We start from the raw sequence: 16564 nt of genomic DNA, 5'->3' as shown, positions 1-16564 counted from the left end.
CTATGTAATAAAGTAAAAATTTTGACGAAAATTAAATCTTCACTGTTTTTTTATTAATATCGTATTCACGTAACTTGTTGGCGATAGCCGTATGGCTTAAACCTAATTTTTTAGCAAGTTGTCTTGTACTTGGGTAAGCTGGATATAACTTTCTTAAAAGATCTGCTTCGAAGTTTTTAACTGCGGCATCGAGCGTTCCTTCAAACTCTTCTTCAAGATACCCATGCTCTCTCGTGTACGCAGGTAACTGAAGGTGTTCTACGTCAATTTCGCCACCCTCTAGCAGAGATGCTGCACGAGTTAATACATTTTCTAATTGTCTGACATTCCCTGGCCAAGGGTAATGTTCAATAAAATCTCGACATTCTGGTGTTAACTTTAAGTTATGGCGGCCAATACGTTGTCCAGCATGAGCAATAAAGTATTCCGTTAAGGGTAGAATATCACTGCGTCTTTCTCTTAGAGGGGGAATATTCAATCCAAAAACATTTAACCGGTAATAAAGATCTTCTCTGAAGTCTCCTATGGAAACTAAGTTTAATAAATCTTTATTGGTTGAGCTAATTATACGAACATTAACGGTAATTTCTTGCTCTGAATTGACACGCCTAAAGCTACCGTTTTGAATCACCCGCAGAAGCTTACTTTGTAATTTAGTCGACATTTCGCCTACTTCATCAAGGAAAACACTGCCGCCATCAGCCAGTTCAAAAATGCCTCGTTTACTGCTTTCCTGCTCTTTTTCACCCACACCAAATAACTCTGATTCAGCAACATCATCAGGTAAAGCGGCACAGTTCAATGTCATAAAAGGCTGTTCAGCTCGTTCACTCGCTGCGTGACAAGCACGTGCAAGTAACTCTTTCCCTGTCCCTGTTTCGCCGATAATAAGGATGGATGAATCAAGTTGTGACATGCGCTTAGCTTCTCTAATTACTTTACGCATTGCAGTGCTTCCAGCTTGTATACCAGAAAAAGTGTTTTCATTCGGCTGCTTAAACGCATTAATCTGTTGGCCTAATCGCGCTTCAGATTTTAAAATAAGTACTGCACCAGCTAAGATTTGTTTATTCTCTTCGCCACCAACATTACTCTCACCCGCGACATTAATAGGCATAATATCAGCGACAAAATCTTCACCTTGAAATTTCAATCGACGAGTTTGAGCTAAAACATCATCACTTTCTAACCAGCGAGAAAAGTTAAAGCCTTTTAGCCATTGACTAACATGCTGGCCTTTAATGGTACTTTCATTTGTTCCCATAATGTTAGCGGCAATATTATTAACAATACGAATATTGCCCTTAGCATCGATAGAGATAAAAGGATCAGGGAAAGTTTTGATTAAGGTTACTAACTCATTTCGCTCACGCTCTGAAGGCATAAAGGGAGCTGTTCTAACATCGCCTACCCCTTCAATTAAACGTAGTTGCGGCATAAATGTTTGTAAATCAGTAAATTCTAAATCAGGGATATTAATAAAAATTCGACCTGGTTGTTTTAATTCTATGCCACGTACATTAATACTGTGCTCAACAAAAATGCCTAATACTTTTTGTCCCATACCGACACGGTCATGACAGGTGATTTCCAAACGCATGCAATAAGCCCTTAATACTAAGTGGAGTAACTCGTTAAAATCATTGTAAACTAATTTGTACAAGAAAAAAGCCTTAATGATAAATATCATTAAGGCTTTTGTGCTAATTTGTTATAAGACCCTCATAACAATTATATATTTGTACAATTTCTACAGTAATTCATCCGTTTTTGCTGCGCAAATAAAGTCATTTTTATGTAAACCTTGAATGGAATGAGTCCACCAAGTCACTGTTACTTTTCCCCACTCAAGTAAAATTGACGGGTGATGAAATTCAGCCTCAGCCAGTTCGCTCACTTTATTCGCGAATGCCCAAGCAAGCTTATAGTTTTTAAATTTATATTCTCGCTCTAGCATCATGACGTTATCTCTAACCTCAGGTACCCAGTCAGGTATTTGTCCCAACAAGGTTTTCAATTCATCGTCAGTAACTGATGGGGCATCGACATGACAAGCCTCACATTGCTGTGTTGATAATACTTCACTCATTGTTTAATCCTTATTTTAGTGCTTACGCAACTTCTTTAGGTGGAAATTTCGCGGCAAAAATGCCTAATTCTTTAGCCTCTTCAATTAGCGCCATAATATCGTCAACTTCATACTCTCTAATGCTGTCTAAGTCAGTAACTTTATTTAGCATAAAATACACTGGCTGCATGATATCTATTCGGTATGGCGTTCTGAGAACATCCAGTATATTTGCCTTACTCAGTGGTTTTCTTTCCGCTTTGTCATCTGTTAGTGCATAATCAGTTTCACTTGGCGATGAAATAATACCGCCTCCATAGATTCGCAAACCTTGCGGGGTATCGAGTAAGCCAAATTCAACTGTAAACCAATATAGACGCGCTAGAAAAACCCGTTGCTCTTTACTCGCTTTCAACCCCATTTTCCCATACGCTTGAGTATAGTTAGCAAAAGATGGATTTGTTAGCAGCGGACAATGACCAAATATTTCATGAAAAATATCAGGCTCTTGTAAATAGTCTAATTCATCTTCACTGCGTATAAAGGTGGCAACAGGAAACTTTTTCTCTGACAATAATTTAAAGAACTCACCAAAGCCGATAAGCGCTGGTACTGGATAGCATTGCCAACCAGTGGTTTCACGTAATACTTTAGAGACATCATCTAACTGAGGTATTTTATTGGTAGGTAGCTGTAATTTATCCAAGCCTTCAATGTATTCATCACAGGCTTTATCTTTTATGTGTGCTAATTGGCGCGTGATTAGAGTCTGCCAAATTTTATTTTCTTGTGGTGTCCATTCGATAACACCCTGCTCGTTTGCATGCTTAGAAACATACTTAGTGTGCTTTGCCATTGTAATAACCTTTCTATCCTGCCTTTATTCATTATAGTTTTTTTAAAGACATTTGGGCGCTGAGCACCAGTAGTTGTATTTATCTTAAGATAAAAAATTAACCAGAGGGAAGTAAAACAGAGCGGACAAAAAAGCAGCAGTAATTATTATTGTAAAAATATGATTACAACAATAATTACAGTTAAGAAGAATATTAAAAGATATTAAGATTTCTTTGAAAGTAAACCTTTGATAGTTGTGAGCATTTCTTTCCTAACATGCCCAAGCTTAGGTTTTTCATCAAAAGGTATTGGGCGACATAACTGCATAGTTTTAACCCCTAAACGTGCCGTTAGCATTCCTGCTCCAAGGCCTTGGGCTAGTCGACCGGAAAGTTTTCCCAATAAATCAGCACCAATCATATCGGTGCCAAAATCGGTGATCAGCTCACTGGCACCAGCATAAATCATGTTAACAAATACTTGCTTAATCAATTTAACACGGCTCCAATAGCCAAGTTTTAAACCATACAAACCAGCAACTTTGTTTATCATGCGTAAATTTCGCCACAGCATAATCAACATATCAATCAAAGCGACGGGACTTAATGCGACCAATGCGACAGATTCAGTGGAAAATTTAGCAACTTCTTGCATCGCTTTTTCATCAACTTTACTAAGCACTAAACGAGAATACAGCTGTAATAGCTCAGCGGATGAATGTTCGCTATTAAGTGCTTTTTGCCAAGCTTCTTCTTGTTCAGTAACCAGATCACAAGGCAAGTTATTACTGATTTTTTGGCAAAAATCCTCAACATTAATAGTATTTCTAGTATCGCCATCTAATGTAGCACTTTGTTCGTGCTGATGGAGTAAGTGATGCGCTTGCTGCTTTAGTGATTGTCGGCGTTTAAATTGACGTAACGTTGACAATTCACTTATTAATGAAGTGGAGGCTATCACCACTAAGCAAGCTAAAATCCCCCCATAAATACTGGTTAAAATAGGTTCATTTGCAAAGCCACTAGTAAAAAATTCAACCGTTTCAACAGTAATAACAACCGAAAATAATATAAATGCTATACGCCATAACCAGCGAGGCTTATGCTTTCTACTGCCAGCTTTATCGTCAGACATTGCGGTTTGTTCTAAAGCAATAGGTAATTCATTACTCTCTTCTACAGGTAAGTAATCTTGATTATCGAACAATATTTGCTTGCCATCTTCAGCCGCTTTACTTGTCGGTTCAAATTGACTGCTTGAGAGTTCATTATCAGCAAATAAAATTTGCTGCTGGTGTTTTTCAAGCTGCTTTTCTTCTACATTTTTCATATCATTTTGTCTGCCAATAAAAACTGTAATACTTGATCCATACGAATATGAGGCAAGCTCTGATGCATCGTCATACCTTTTGGCGGTGCAAAGTTGATAAAATTAAATGCGGCTGTTTTCCAATAAGTCTGATCAGGTAATTGCTCAGGTACTGAGCCAGGAAAAACGGTAATCTTTTCACCGGATGAGCCGTTATCATTAGCCACCAACCTATTCCCTTGAATGACTGAAATTTGTTGTCCTTGATGGAAACTTTTACCCGATTGTGTGCTTTTAACTGAAGCAATAGCTAAGGTTTTCATTTCAATCGCTTCGTAATTAAGTTTATGTTTACTTTGAAAAATTAATTGGTTTAACAAAGAAACCATAGGCGCATGCTGCTCTGCAGTGACATGATCAGCCTTAGTAGCAGCAAACATTAACTTATCAATTTTCGGTGAAAATAACCGCGACAATAAACCCGATTTGCCATAACTATAGCTTTCCAAAATCATGTCTATGGCGAGCTGTAAATCAGCGAAGCTTTCAGGGCCACTATTTTCTGAGCAGGCATTCAACGGTGATAAACAGTCGGCTAAAACTATTTGTCTGTCAAAGCGTACAAAGTGTTGCTGATAAAACTTCTTTACAACACTTTCTTTATATTCAATAAACCTTGCTCTGAGCATACCAATAAAGCTGTCATCACTCGCATTTTGATAATCGTTACCATCAATCTCATTGAGGTTTGGAAATGGAAAAAACTCTAATATTGGCGCTCCAGCTAATTCTGCCGGTAAAATAAACCGACCAGGTTGGATGACCGATAGTCCTAATTGATGGCGAAAGGTATGTAAAAGCTCGGTATATTCTTTGGCTAACAATGCTAATTGCTCTTCATCAGCAATTGCAAAGGGATCAATTTGAGCAACCTTTTCTAAAAACTCACTTGCATGTTTTGCTCTTGGCTCAGTTAACAATAATGCATGAGTTTGTTCAGACCATTGCTCATACGTTTGTTTAAGCATGGGTAAATCAAGTAACCATTCACCGGGGTAGTCTGTAATATCAAGCGTTAAAGTAGCCATGTCAGCACTATATTTTAATAAGGATTTTTTCGGCTGATAACGAATTGCTAACCTTAACTGACTGATACCGTGAGTAGGCTCTGGCCAAGACGGTTGTTCACTTGTTAATGCCGTTATCGCTATATCATAATCAAAACGGGGAATCGATAGATTTTTTTGTGCAACACGTTTAGCCGCAATAAAATTTCCCTGGTGTACGGGATCAAAGAAGCTTAGTTGCTGATTACTGCCTTCATTAATGAGCTGATTAACTAAAGAGGTAATAAAAGCAGTTTTACCACTACGGCTTAAGCCAGTAACCGCTAAATTGATATGTTGATCTAAAGTTCTATTTAACAGTTCACTTGCTTTATTCTTTAATCTATCTAAGCGATGTTTTTTTATTATTGCCATGCGTTATTTAACTACAGATTGACCTGCATTTTGAAGAGCTTTAAAAACTGAATAATTTGATAATAAAGATTTTTTTGGATAAATAACAGTATTAGTCTGTACTATTAAAAATTATTTTGGATGACACCTGATGATGCCACACAACTTGACGCCTTTGAGGCATTTAATACCATTTCATCTAAGAAAGTGATCGCTTAGCGAGAATTTAAAGGTTTAGAGGCAAGGCATTGATTGCAAATAATAGTTACTCAGGAGAATAAGCTCCTGCATTCTCTAATAAGCTACGTCCATGTAGCGTTTTTGTTAAAATCAATAATGCAGCATATAAGCCTTTAAATCTCGCCCTTCGGGAACGCATGGGCATCATGATAAAGGCACAAAATTTGATTGATATAGAATAACTATATCTAAACATATTTTATTTTTTCTCATATCGCCCATGTCGTTCTGTGTGGTCACTTCTTTAGATGGATTGGTATAAGCTTGAACTCACTTATAGCTTGTTGATTTCTCGCGACACGGTAAACTCTGCCGAAGTAACATATTGCTCTATACCTTGTAACTGCTTTTCTAACGTCATAAATTTACGACGAATATCATGAAATGCTTGTTTAGGTGGCTCCCCTGCTTGCCAAATTCTCGATTTGACTTTAATAGACTCGTTAGCTTCTTCATTGTCATAATCTTGCTCTTGATAGTGACTTTCTCTAGCTGAATGTCTACCTTTTGCTTGGTGGTAAGTTTTATGGCCTCCTTTATCTGACTGAGTTCCAGGCTTTTTGTCTAAGATAAACCATGCTGCGATATAACCAAAGATTAAAAATGGCATACCAAACAAGACACCCGAAACAACCAAAATTCGAACTAACCAGGTTTCCCAGCCAAAATAGTCGGCAATACCCGCGCAAACTCCGGCTATTTTTCCAGCCGCTGGATTACGAAACAATTCTTTGCGTTTTTCACTCATAATTTGTTTCTCCAGTCAGGGGTCTCCGCATCTAAAATAGCTTCAAGTGTTTTGATACGATCCGCCATTTTATCCGCCATTTCAGATAAATCAGATAATTGAACATACTCTTCTTCGCTCAATCCTTGGCTAACTTGCCCTTTACTGCGGTAATGTAATACAAGCCAAATAGGGGCAACTATCACCATAAAAATGATCACTGGTGCCATAATGATGTCATGCACAATACTTCTCCTTAATGCTTCTTATTCGTTTGTTGATTTTATTCTCGTTGAATAACGAGCAAATCTTACCTCACGAAATTAATTTTTGGTAACTTTAACGCTACTTCTTCTTCATTTTAGCTTTTAATGACGCTAATTCATCATCAACTTTTTCATCTGATTCTAATTCAGAAATTTCATCAGCTAATGATTTACTACCAAGATCATATGACTCGACTTGTGATTCAATATCATCAATTTTACGTTCGTAGCGGTCAAAACGGCTTAAAGCATCATTAACACGACCACTGTCGATATTTTTCTTTACTTTTAAACGTGAATTTACCGTTTTTTCACGCATGATTATCGCTTTTTGTCGTGCTTTAGCATCGGCTAATTTCTCTTGCAATTGAGATATTTCATCTTGCAACTTAGCAATATGCTCTTCCACATGTGCTAGCTCATCTACTAGAGCTTTTGCATTTTCACTGCTCTTTTTCTTTTCCATCAAAGCAGCACGTGCTAAATCTTCTCTGTCTTTACTTAATGCTAGCTCAGCTTTTTCTTGCCATTGCGCTGCTTCATTTTCAAAACGTGTTACTTGGCGAGTAAGCTCTTTTTTGTCAGCTAAGGTTTTGGCAGAGCTTGAACGTACTTCAACAAGTGTGTCTTCCATTTCTTGTATAATCAAACGAACCATTTTCGCAGGATCTTCTGCTTTATCTAATATGTTGTTAATATTAGAATTGATAATATCGGTAAACCTCGAAAAAATACCCATAACAACTTCCTCTTATCTTTAATTACTATTTAAATGTCTACTCATAGTTATTCATGAATTGCGCCACCTTGACAAAATAAATTAAGCAACTGTTTTTAAAGACTTAATTAAATAATAAAAAAAGACTGTCATCTGATTGATTAATAAAATACACTATTTGTTAGTGAAATTAACTAATACCAAGTCTAATAAGTTATTTTGCCTACAAGGTGAGTGCTTTTATAAGCTTAGGTAGCAATATTAGGTCAAACCATGGCTCGTTTTAATCAGCAAGACAATCTTCTTGGTCAATCTAACAGTTTTTTAGAAGTATTAGAGCAAATATCGCAAATAGCCCCATTAAGTAAGCCCGTGTTAATCATTGGTGAGCGTGGTACTGGTAAAGAATTAGTCGCAGCGCGATTACATTATTTGTCTAAACGTTGGGAACAAAGTTATTTAAAGTTAAATTGTGCCGCATTAAATGAAAACTTGTTAGAAACCGAATTATTTGGCTACGACTCTGGTGCATTTACTGGTGCGAGTAAACGCCATGAAGGGCGATTTGAACGTGCAGATAACGGCACACTATTTTTAGATGAAATTGCTAACACTTCAGGCCTAATACAAGAAAAACTGCTCCGTGTTGTTGAATATGGCGAATTTGAACGTGTTGGTGGCTCACGCACTATTACTACAGATGTACGTTTAGTGGCCGCCACCAACGAAGATTTACCCAGTTTAGCCGCCTCAGGACAATTTAGAGCTGATTTACTCGATCGATTAGCTTTTGATGTAATTACTTTACCTCCTCTTAGAGAACGGCTTGAAGATATCACCATGCTAGCAGAGCACTTTGCTATGAATATGGCTCGAGAATTAGAGTTTGAACTATTCAGCGGTTTTACCGAAAAAGCCAAGCGCAGCATGCTTGAATACCACTGGCCTGGAAATATTCGTGAATTGAAAAATGTTGTTGAGCGTAGTGTCTATCGTTGCAATAACCCACATTTACCCGTACATGAATTAATTATCGACCCCTTTGAGTCTCCTTTTAGACCTAGCCAGCAAATTAAAACCTTAGACCGTGTTGCAACTAGTCAACCAAATACGTCTAATGCTGAGCCGTCTCACTCAGTGAATGACTCTATACAAAGCAATAACAATGAAAGCTCTGCAGAAGCTCAACCATTAAATACGTTAATTACCACTGAATTCCCGCAATCATTGAAATCATTGTCGCAGAATTATGAAATAGATTTAATAAAGTCTGCTTTGGCTCACTGTCAATTCAATCAAAAGAAAACCGCGCAAGCTCTTGAGCTAACTTATCATCAATTAAGAGGTTACTTAAAAAAATATAATTTACTCGATGGTAGTGTCGCTGATGAACTTTCTTAATTCAGCCATCAGCGCTGTTTTAACCGTACTGATTCTGAGTGGCTGTAGTGATGAAGGTAAATTATCTTTAAGTCAGCGTAGTATAATTTATTGCTCCGAGGGCTCTCCTGAAACCTTTAATCCCCAATTAGTCACATCGGGTACTACAATTGATGCTACTTCTAATCAATTGTACGATAGATTAATTGCCTATCAAGGTGAAGAAAATGAACTAGTGCCAGCTTTAGCTAAGTCTTGGCACGTTACTCGCGATGGTAAAAAAATTACTTTTTATTTACGCAAAGATGTTCCTTTTCATCAAACTGATTATTTTACCCCAAGCCGAATGCTAAACTCTGATGATGTTGTTTTCAGCTTTAATCGCATTCTTGACCCCGAACATCCGTTTCATATTATTTCGGGTGGCCATTATCCGTTTTTCCAAAATATTGAATTTGAAAACCTTGTTGAACGTATAGAAAAAATCAATGATTACACTATTCGTTTTCACCTATCTCGCCCAGACAATACTTTTTTAGCCAATTTGGCGACAGATTTTGCCGTTATTCTTTCTGATGAATACGGTCAACAATTAAAAACAAAAGGTGCTGAGCAAAATATTGATATTATGCCGATTGGTACTGGGCCATTTAAATTAAGAGAATATAGAGTTGGCTCGTTAATTCGCTTTTATCGACATGATGAGTATTGGAAGGCACCTGCGCAAATGGAGCAATTAGTTTTTGATATCACCTCAAGTAACACTGGTCGATTAACAAAATTATTAGCTAAAGAATGTGATGTTAGTAGCTACCCTATCGCTCATGAAAAAATTATTGAGCGTAATGATTTATTATTAGAGTCGGTGACGGCACTTAATGTGGGTTATTTTGCTTTTAATACCACCAAAGCACCGTTTGATAATGTGTTAGTCCGCAGAGCGCTTTCCTACGCAATTAATAAAGAAGTATTGCTTGAGACCATTTACCAAGGACAGGCGGAAGTGGCTAATTCTATATTACCAAATACTTCGTGGGCCTATGATACAAATACTAAAGCGCAAGAATTTAATTTATCGAAAGCGCAAAGCTTGTTAACCGAGGCGGGTTATCCAGATGGATTCACCATGGACTTATGGGCAATGCCAGTACAAAGGCCATACAATCCCAACGCTATTAATATGGCAAAATTGATCCAAGCTGATTTGAAAAAGATCAATATTAAAGTAAATATTGTTAGTTATGAATGGAATACTTTTTTGCATCGTTTATCCTTAGGTGAGCACCAATCTTTTTTGTTAGGTTGGTCCGCTGATCATCCCGACCCTGATAACTTTTTTACCCCAATGCTTAGCTGCTCAGCAAGTCATTCTGGTAGCAATAGAACTTTTTGGTGTAATCAGGACTATGATGATATTATTCAAAAAGCCTTGAAAACGAACAATATTAAAAATAGAAAACAGTATTACACCCAAGCCATGGCCCTACTTTCTCAAGAAGTTCCTCTTATTCCAATAGCACATTCAAAGCGCTATCAAGCGCGTGGTAAAGACATTAAAGGCTCAATCATCGCTCCATTTGGTGGTATTAGTTTTTATCAAGTTACAAAACAAGCATTAGCGAGTGAAGGCAATGCTCAAGCTGATAATGAAGCAAGCACTAACAAGGCGATAAATTAACATGTTTATTTTCACCTTACGGCGCTTAAGCTTATTTATTTTTACCATGCTATTACTTACATTATTATCGTTTAGCCTAAGCTTTTTATTCCCCGGTGACGCTGTTATTAATTTATCAGGAGCTATCAACGCCACACCAAGTCAACTGATATTGTTAAATGAGAGCTATCAAACAAGCAGTAATATTTTTGTGCAATACATAGCCTACTTATCTCATATCTTACAAGGTGACTTAGGGTTATCAATGGCAAGTCAGTCGGTCATTAGTCATGAAATTTTAAACTTACTACCTGCGACTATAGAGTTAAGTATTGTCGCACTACTGATTGCGATGTTCGTCGGTATTCCGCTTGGATTTTTTGCTGCCATTAAGCATAACAAGCCAGCTGACAACATTATTTTATCAGTATCGATGTTAGGGTATTCAATTCCTGTTTTCTGGCTAGGCTTGTTGGCTATATTAACCTTTTCCATTACTTTAGGTTGGTTTCCTTCTGCAGGACAAATCAGTTTATTGTTTGAAATAGAGTTAGTATCCGGCATTCAGTTTATCGATATTTTACTCAGCGATAGTCCATATAAATGGCAAGCGTTTAGTGATGCCACCGCACATATTATTTTACCCGCTTGTGTCGTTGCTGTTGCCCCTGCTACTATTTTTATCCGCTTAGCTAGAACCTCTATGATTGAAGTACTAGAGACTAGTTATATTAAAGCAGTAAGTGCTAAAGGGCTTAGTTTCCAACGCATCATTTTTAGACACGCGATTAGAAACGCCTTAATTAAGATTATTCGTCACGTGGGGTTACAATTTGCGAACCTAGTAACAATAGCTATGGTTACCGAAGTTATTTTTAGCTGGCCGGGTATAGGGCGCTGGCTTATTGTTAGTATTGATCAACGAGATTACACCGCCATTCAAAGCGGGTTATTAGTATTATCATGTTTTATATTTGTGGTGCATATTCTAACTGATTTTATTTATGCCGCCTTAAACCCACTCGCTCGAGGTATAAAGCATGGCTCGTGATAAAATATATTTAGAGGAGGTATTTCCTTCTCCTTTTATGCAATTATGGATGGTTTTTCGCAAGACCCCTGTTGCTATGGTGGGCTTTAGCTGTTTCATTTTTTTAATCATCTTAGCCATTTTCGGTCCTGTTTTAGCACCTCACTCTCCTATTGAAGGGCAATTAAACATGCCTTTGTTACCGCCTGCTTGGCATGCAAATGGTAATGTAAGCTATCTATTAGGTACTGATGAACTCGGCCGAGATATGCTTTCAAGGTTAATGTACGGTACTTCGCTAACATTCGGCCTAAGCTTTGTTGTGGTAATTATCTCCCTTGTAGTTGGTGTGTTGATTGGCTCATTTTCCGCACTAACCACGGGTATAAAATCAAGTTTCCTTAATCATTTTCTCGATGTGATTTTATCGATTCCTTCTCTGCTGTTAGCTATTATCATTGTCGCTATCCTTGGTCCTGGCATAAGTAATACAGTCTGGGCTGTTGTCATGGTGTTAATCCCTCAATTTGTTCATATTACACGTTATGCAGTGAAAGAAGAGTTTCGAAAAGACTATGTACTAGCCTCTCGACTTGATGGCGCTAGCCCATTTCGCATTTTGTATTACTCCATTTTCCCAAATATTGTTGATAGGATCATGAGCCAAGCAACTTTGGCTCAATCCGCTGCAATTTTAGATATTGCCACACTGGGCTTTTTAGGTTTGGGAGCACAAATACCATTACCTGAATGGGGAGCCAGTTTGGCCAATGGTTTGGATTTATTTTATATCGCACCATGGACCGTATATTTGCCCGGTTTAGCTATTTTATTTGCGGTAGTTGCCACAAACCTTGTTGGTGAAGGCATTCGCCATGCGTTGAAGCAACGCAAGGAGCGATAATGAATTTATTAGATATTAGAAACCTATCCATTGAACTGGTAAACGATGAGAAAAAGATCCTCGCTGTAGATAAAGTAAGTTTATCAATGAAAGAAGGTGAAGTTCGAGGCCTGGTTGGTGAGTCAGGATCAGGAAAGTCGTTATTAGCACAAGCCATTATGGCTGTACTCGATGATAAATGGCATGTTCATGCCGATCGTTTTCATTGGCGCGGTATCGATTTATTACGCTTATCAATACCTGAGCGTAAAGCAATACTATCTCGCGATGTTGCCATGATATTTCAAGAGCCAATGGCCTGCTTAGATCCCACCACCACAGTGGGTGAGCAACTGGCTGAGTCTATTGATGAGAGTCAACTATCCGGTTACTTTTGGCAAAAGAAACAACAACGTCGAGACGCAGTAATAAAGCTTGTCCATAAAGTTGGCATAAAAAACCATAGTGACTGCATTAAAAGTTACCCTCATCAACTTACCGAGGCACTGTGCCAACGAGTTATGATTGCGATAGCTTTAGCTAGACAACCAATTTTACTGATTGCTGATGAGCCCACCGCAGCGATGGAAAATACTAATCAAGGGCAAATTTTTCGATTACTGGCTAGCTTAAATCAGTTAAAAAACATGGCTATTTTATTAATAAGTCATGATTTAGAAAACATTACTCATTGGACAAAAACCATTACGGTTATGTACAGCGGACAATTTGTTGAAGCGGGTAGTACCGAGCAAATTTTTGAGCGTGCTATGCATCCTTATACGCAAGCATTAGTTGATAGCAGCCCAATGGCCAATTTGCATTTACCCGCTAAATCTCGCTTAATGACATTGCCAGGAAGTATTCCTATTTTACAACATTTACCTATCGGTTGTAGGTTAGGTCCAAGGTGTCCTAGGGCTCAACAAGATTGTGTGAAGGCACCATCAGTCAGTAATTTTCATGGTCATAAAGTCAGTTGTCACTTTCCATTATTACAAAACCCTAAATTGCATAAAAAAAAGCAACCAAAAGTAGCTAGAGTTTGTCATGACTGAATTACTAAAAGTTAATGCTTTAACTAAGAGCTATCAAACTAAAGGCTTTTGGTTGAATAGAAAGCAAACCACGGTGCTTGATTCACTTTCATTCAGTATCGCCGCGCATAAAACTCTTGCGGTGGTGGGTGAAACTGGCTCAGGAAAATCAACATTAGCACGATTATTAGTAGGGGCTGAGCCAGCAACTAGCGGTCAAATAATGTTAAATGGTCAAGAATTAAAATCGGGTAGTTATAAACACCGATGTCAGCATATCCGTATGATATTTCAAGACTCAGGTACCACGCTTAATCCGAGTCTTACTATAAAACAGTTACTTAACGAACCATTAAAACTTAATACCCCCTTCGATGAAAAAAAGCGTACCGAGCTAATTCGAAAAACATTACAAAAAGTGGGTTTGCTAGGCGATCATATGAATTTTTACCCTCATATGTTTTCTGGTGGCCAAAAACAACGTATATCACTCGCTAGAGCGATAATATTGCAACCGCAAGTGATTATACTCGATGAAGCATTAGCCTCATTAGATCCTTCCTTACGCTCTCAAATGATTAATTTATTGTTAGACTTACAACAACAAATGGGGTTGGCTTATATACTAATCTCCCATAACCTTGGCATTATTCGCCATTTCAGTGATGAAATTATGGTGTTATCGCAGGGCAAGGTTGTTGAAAGTGGTAAGACATTAGAAGTTATGGCAAAACCACAACATAAAATCACTCAGAAACTGATGATGAATCAAAGTTTTCAATTACGCGCTAGAAAAGGCAGATAATCTGTTTTTTAAACCGAGTTTAATTCAGTTTGGATATAAGGTTTAAAATGGTAAGCGAGCGCCTACCATCTTAAACCGTTACTTGATACTGAGACTAGTAAGTTGTTGGCTCACTAACAGTTTTACGAGTAATTTTTGCACCCACTTTCAATGAGTCAACATAGCTTTTATAAGCAGATTGAGCCAGTTGTGACGTTTGCTGTTGAGCTATTTGAGGATTTGCTTCTGCTTCAGTTACTTGAACTGCTTGTACTTCAACAAGCGCTAAATCACCATTACTTAACGCAACACTAGAAGCTGAGATAGCACCCTCAACAGGGTGAGGCAAAACAAATGCTTCACGGCTGATGCTTTGATCTAAATCACTACTATAACGAGCGACACCGGCTTTATCAGTAAAGCTAGCATTCAGCTCAGTAAGCTGTGCGCTAATATCGTTACCTGCTTTAAACTGTACTAATAATTCTTCAACTGTGTCCTGTGCTTTTTCAGTTGCTTTTTGAGCAATTAATAACGTGTTAATTTGCCCTTCAACTTCAGCAAGCGGTTTCACATTTGCTTCTTGATAAGTATCTAAACGTAACACAACGGCTACTTGATCACTTACTTCGATTAGATCTGAATTCATATTATCTTGTAAAACCATATCAGAAAAAGCAGCTTCAATAATTTTCACGTTATCAAATGGCGCTGGATTACCTGAACGAGATAACCAAGTTGATGTTTGAATCGTTGCATTCACCTCATTGGCAGCATCGTCTAAGCTATCAGGAAATTCAAAACTCACTTCAGCTAACTTCTGGCTTTGCTCATAAAAAGCTTCTTGCGCTTCTTCATTACTTACTTTAGCTTTCAATTCGTCTTTTACTTCAGCAAGACTTTGGATAGCTTCAGGCTTTAACTCTGTTAACTTAATTAAGTGATAGCCAAAACTCGTTTTAACAATCTCAGTCACATCACCAATATTTGCTAAAGCAAAAGCAGCTTCATCGAAACTTGGCTCCATAACTCCAGCGTCAAGAAAATCTAAATCACCGCCATTTTCACCGCTAAAGGTATCCGCAGATAATTCTTTTGCTAATGCAGCAAAGTCTTCACCTTGGGCAAGACGTGCAACAACAGCTTCAGCTTGTGCTTTTGCAGATGCTTCTCTATCACTATCACCTTCGGTGAACTCAACTAATATATGTGATACTCTGCGCTGCTCAGCTTGAGTAAAGTTAGCAATGTTATCTTGATAATATTGAGCAACATCTTCATCTGTTACTTCAATACCTTTCGCAATATCATTTACATTTAAACTAACAAAGTTAACTTTCACTTGTTCTTTGTTTTCAAAACGACTTTGATTCGCTAAATAATAAGACTTAACATCTTCTTCACTGATTTCTATCCCTGCTTCAAATTGCTTAGCGGTAATAGTCGCAAAGCGAATATCACGCGTTTGATTTTGAAGAGCAAGTTGTAACTTCTCTTGATACGGCAAGTTAAACTCACTAGCAACTAATGCTTGGCTTAATTGACGACGTGTCATTTCTACACGTAGATAATCACGAAAATCAGATGATTGAAAAAAACCAGCTTGATTGATAATGGCTAAATAACGGTTGTTATCAAAAACACCATCAACTTGAAATTCAGGCATTGTTCTAATGCTTTCTTTTAGACGGTCATCAGAAACACGAATAGCTAAGCTTGCTGCACTTTGGTCGATTAGCTTTTCATTAATCAAATTGTCTAAAACACTTTGGCGGAAGTTAGCCATATAAGTACTATCGTTTGATAAGGTATCAAACATTTCACCAAACTGCTGAGCCATACGGCTACGCTGTGCTTGATAAGCTTTGTTAAACTCCTGCTGACTAATTTTATCGCCATTTACTGTGGCTACCGATGTATCAACTGAATTGGTATAGCTACCAAGACCAGCAACCGCAAAGGTTAATATAATTAGACCAAGAATAATTTTAGCCGTTAAGCCTTGCGAACTTTCTCGAATATCTTCTAACATTTTTATCTCTTTTCTTTAAGGTAAATACCCTATTGAGTCAATTATTGGCAATACAATAATTAATAATAATAGCGACTATAATTTTTGTTGTTCGCGATTTTAGCAGAAGCAGACCACCGCTTGAAGAGTAAGTTTGC

General features: G+C 37.7%; 15 protein-coding genes. 6 read left to right on the top strand and 9 right to left on the bottom strand.

Annotated features, from left to right (window positions below; translation table 11 throughout):
- Positions 1–31: 31 nt before the first annotated feature.
- The 8 genes from tyrR to pspA all read right to left on the bottom strand — a co-directional run bounded on the left by tyrR (position 32) and on the right by pspA (position 7645).
- Positions 32–1600 carry a transcriptional regulator TyrR gene (gene tyrR, locus AC27IF_RS19445; protein ID WP_487056015.1) on the bottom strand — a complete coding sequence of 523 codons (1569 nt, stop codon included), beginning with the start codon at positions 1598–1600 and terminating at the stop codon, positions 32–34.
- 150 nt (positions 1601–1750) lie between these two features.
- Positions 1751–2089, bottom strand: coding sequence for a 4a-hydroxytetrahydrobiopterin dehydratase (locus tag AC27IF_RS19440; protein ID WP_487056014.1), 339 nt, complete (start codon positions 2087–2089; stop codon positions 1751–1753).
- Positions 2090–2111: 22 nt separating this feature from the next.
- Positions 2112–2924, bottom strand: a complete 813-nt coding sequence (gene phhA, locus AC27IF_RS19435) for a phenylalanine 4-monooxygenase (RefSeq protein ID WP_487056013.1) — start codon at positions 2922–2924, stop codon at positions 2112–2114.
- Positions 2925–3127: 203 nt separating this feature from the next.
- Positions 3128–4234, bottom strand: coding sequence for a YcjF family protein (locus AC27IF_RS19430; RefSeq protein ID WP_487056012.1), 1107 nt, complete (start codon positions 4232–4234; stop codon positions 3128–3130).
- Positions 4231–5694 (bottom strand): YcjX family GTP-binding protein, encoded by a 1464-nt coding sequence (locus tag AC27IF_RS19425; protein ID WP_487056011.1) that lies wholly within the window; start codon positions 5692–5694, stop codon positions 4231–4233. Before AC27IF_RS19425 ends, AC27IF_RS19430 begins: the two co-directional genes overlap by 4 nt.
- Positions 5695–6187: 493 nt before the next feature.
- Positions 6188–6661: an envelope stress response membrane protein PspC gene (gene pspC / locus AC27IF_RS19420; protein WP_487056010.1), complete on the bottom strand. Its 474-nt coding sequence runs from the start codon at positions 6659–6661 to the stop codon at positions 6188–6190.
- Complete coding sequence (pspB, locus tag AC27IF_RS19415; protein ID WP_487056026.1) at positions 6658–6870, bottom strand: envelope stress response membrane protein PspB; 213 nt, start codon at positions 6868–6870, stop codon at positions 6658–6660. Before pspB ends, pspC begins: the two co-directional genes overlap by 4 nt.
- A gap of 115 nt (positions 6871–6985) precedes the next feature.
- On the bottom strand, positions 6986–7645 hold the full coding sequence (gene pspA / locus AC27IF_RS19410; RefSeq protein WP_487056009.1) for a phage shock protein PspA: 660 nt from the start codon (positions 7643–7645) through the stop codon (positions 6986–6988).
- A 252-nt stretch (positions 7646–7897) separates the two neighbouring features.
- Here pspA and pspF point away from each other — a divergent pair, with 252 nt between their 5' ends.
- From pspF to AC27IF_RS19380, 6 genes are read left to right on the top strand one after another with little or no spacing between them, the layout of a single operon-like run.
- Positions 7898–9025 carry a phage shock protein operon transcriptional activator gene (gene pspF / locus AC27IF_RS19405; protein WP_487056008.1) on the top strand — a complete coding sequence of 376 codons (1128 nt, stop codon included), beginning with the start codon at positions 7898–7900 and terminating at the stop codon, positions 9023–9025.
- Positions 9012–10682 (top strand): ABC transporter substrate-binding protein, encoded by a 1671-nt coding sequence (locus tag AC27IF_RS19400; protein WP_487056007.1) that lies wholly within the window; start codon positions 9012–9014, stop codon positions 10680–10682. The genes pspF and AC27IF_RS19400 overlap by 14 nt, the downstream gene beginning before the upstream one ends.
- A gap of 1 nt (position 10683) precedes the next feature.
- Positions 10684–11712 (top strand): ABC transporter permease subunit, encoded by a 1029-nt coding sequence (locus tag AC27IF_RS19395; protein ID WP_487056006.1) that lies wholly within the window; start codon positions 10684–10686, stop codon positions 11710–11712.
- Positions 11702–12595, top strand: a complete 894-nt coding sequence (locus AC27IF_RS19390; RefSeq protein ID WP_487056005.1) for an ABC transporter permease subunit — start codon at positions 11702–11704, stop codon at positions 12593–12595. Before AC27IF_RS19395 ends, AC27IF_RS19390 begins: the two co-directional genes overlap by 11 nt.
- On the top strand, positions 12595–13632 hold the full coding sequence (locus AC27IF_RS19385; RefSeq protein ID WP_487056004.1) for a peptide ABC transporter ATP-binding protein: 1038 nt from the start codon (positions 12595–12597) through the stop codon (positions 13630–13632). The genes AC27IF_RS19390 and AC27IF_RS19385 overlap by 1 nt, the downstream gene beginning before the upstream one ends.
- Positions 13625–14416 (top strand): peptide ABC transporter ATP-binding protein, encoded by a 792-nt coding sequence (locus AC27IF_RS19380; protein WP_487056003.1) that lies wholly within the window; start codon positions 13625–13627, stop codon positions 14414–14416. Before AC27IF_RS19385 ends, AC27IF_RS19380 begins: the two co-directional genes overlap by 8 nt.
- A gap of 94 nt (positions 14417–14510) precedes the next feature.
- Here AC27IF_RS19380 and AC27IF_RS19375 read toward each other — a convergent pair whose 3' ends face one another.
- A complete protein-coding gene (locus AC27IF_RS19375; RefSeq protein WP_487056002.1) occupies positions 14511–16427 on the bottom strand; it encodes a SurA N-terminal domain-containing protein in 1917 nt (638 codons plus the stop codon).
- Positions 16428–16564: the final 137 nt, after the last annotated feature.

This window comes from Colwellia sp. KS18-150, assembly GCF_057551365.1.
This window is presented reverse-complemented; position numbering and strand designations above follow the sequence as displayed.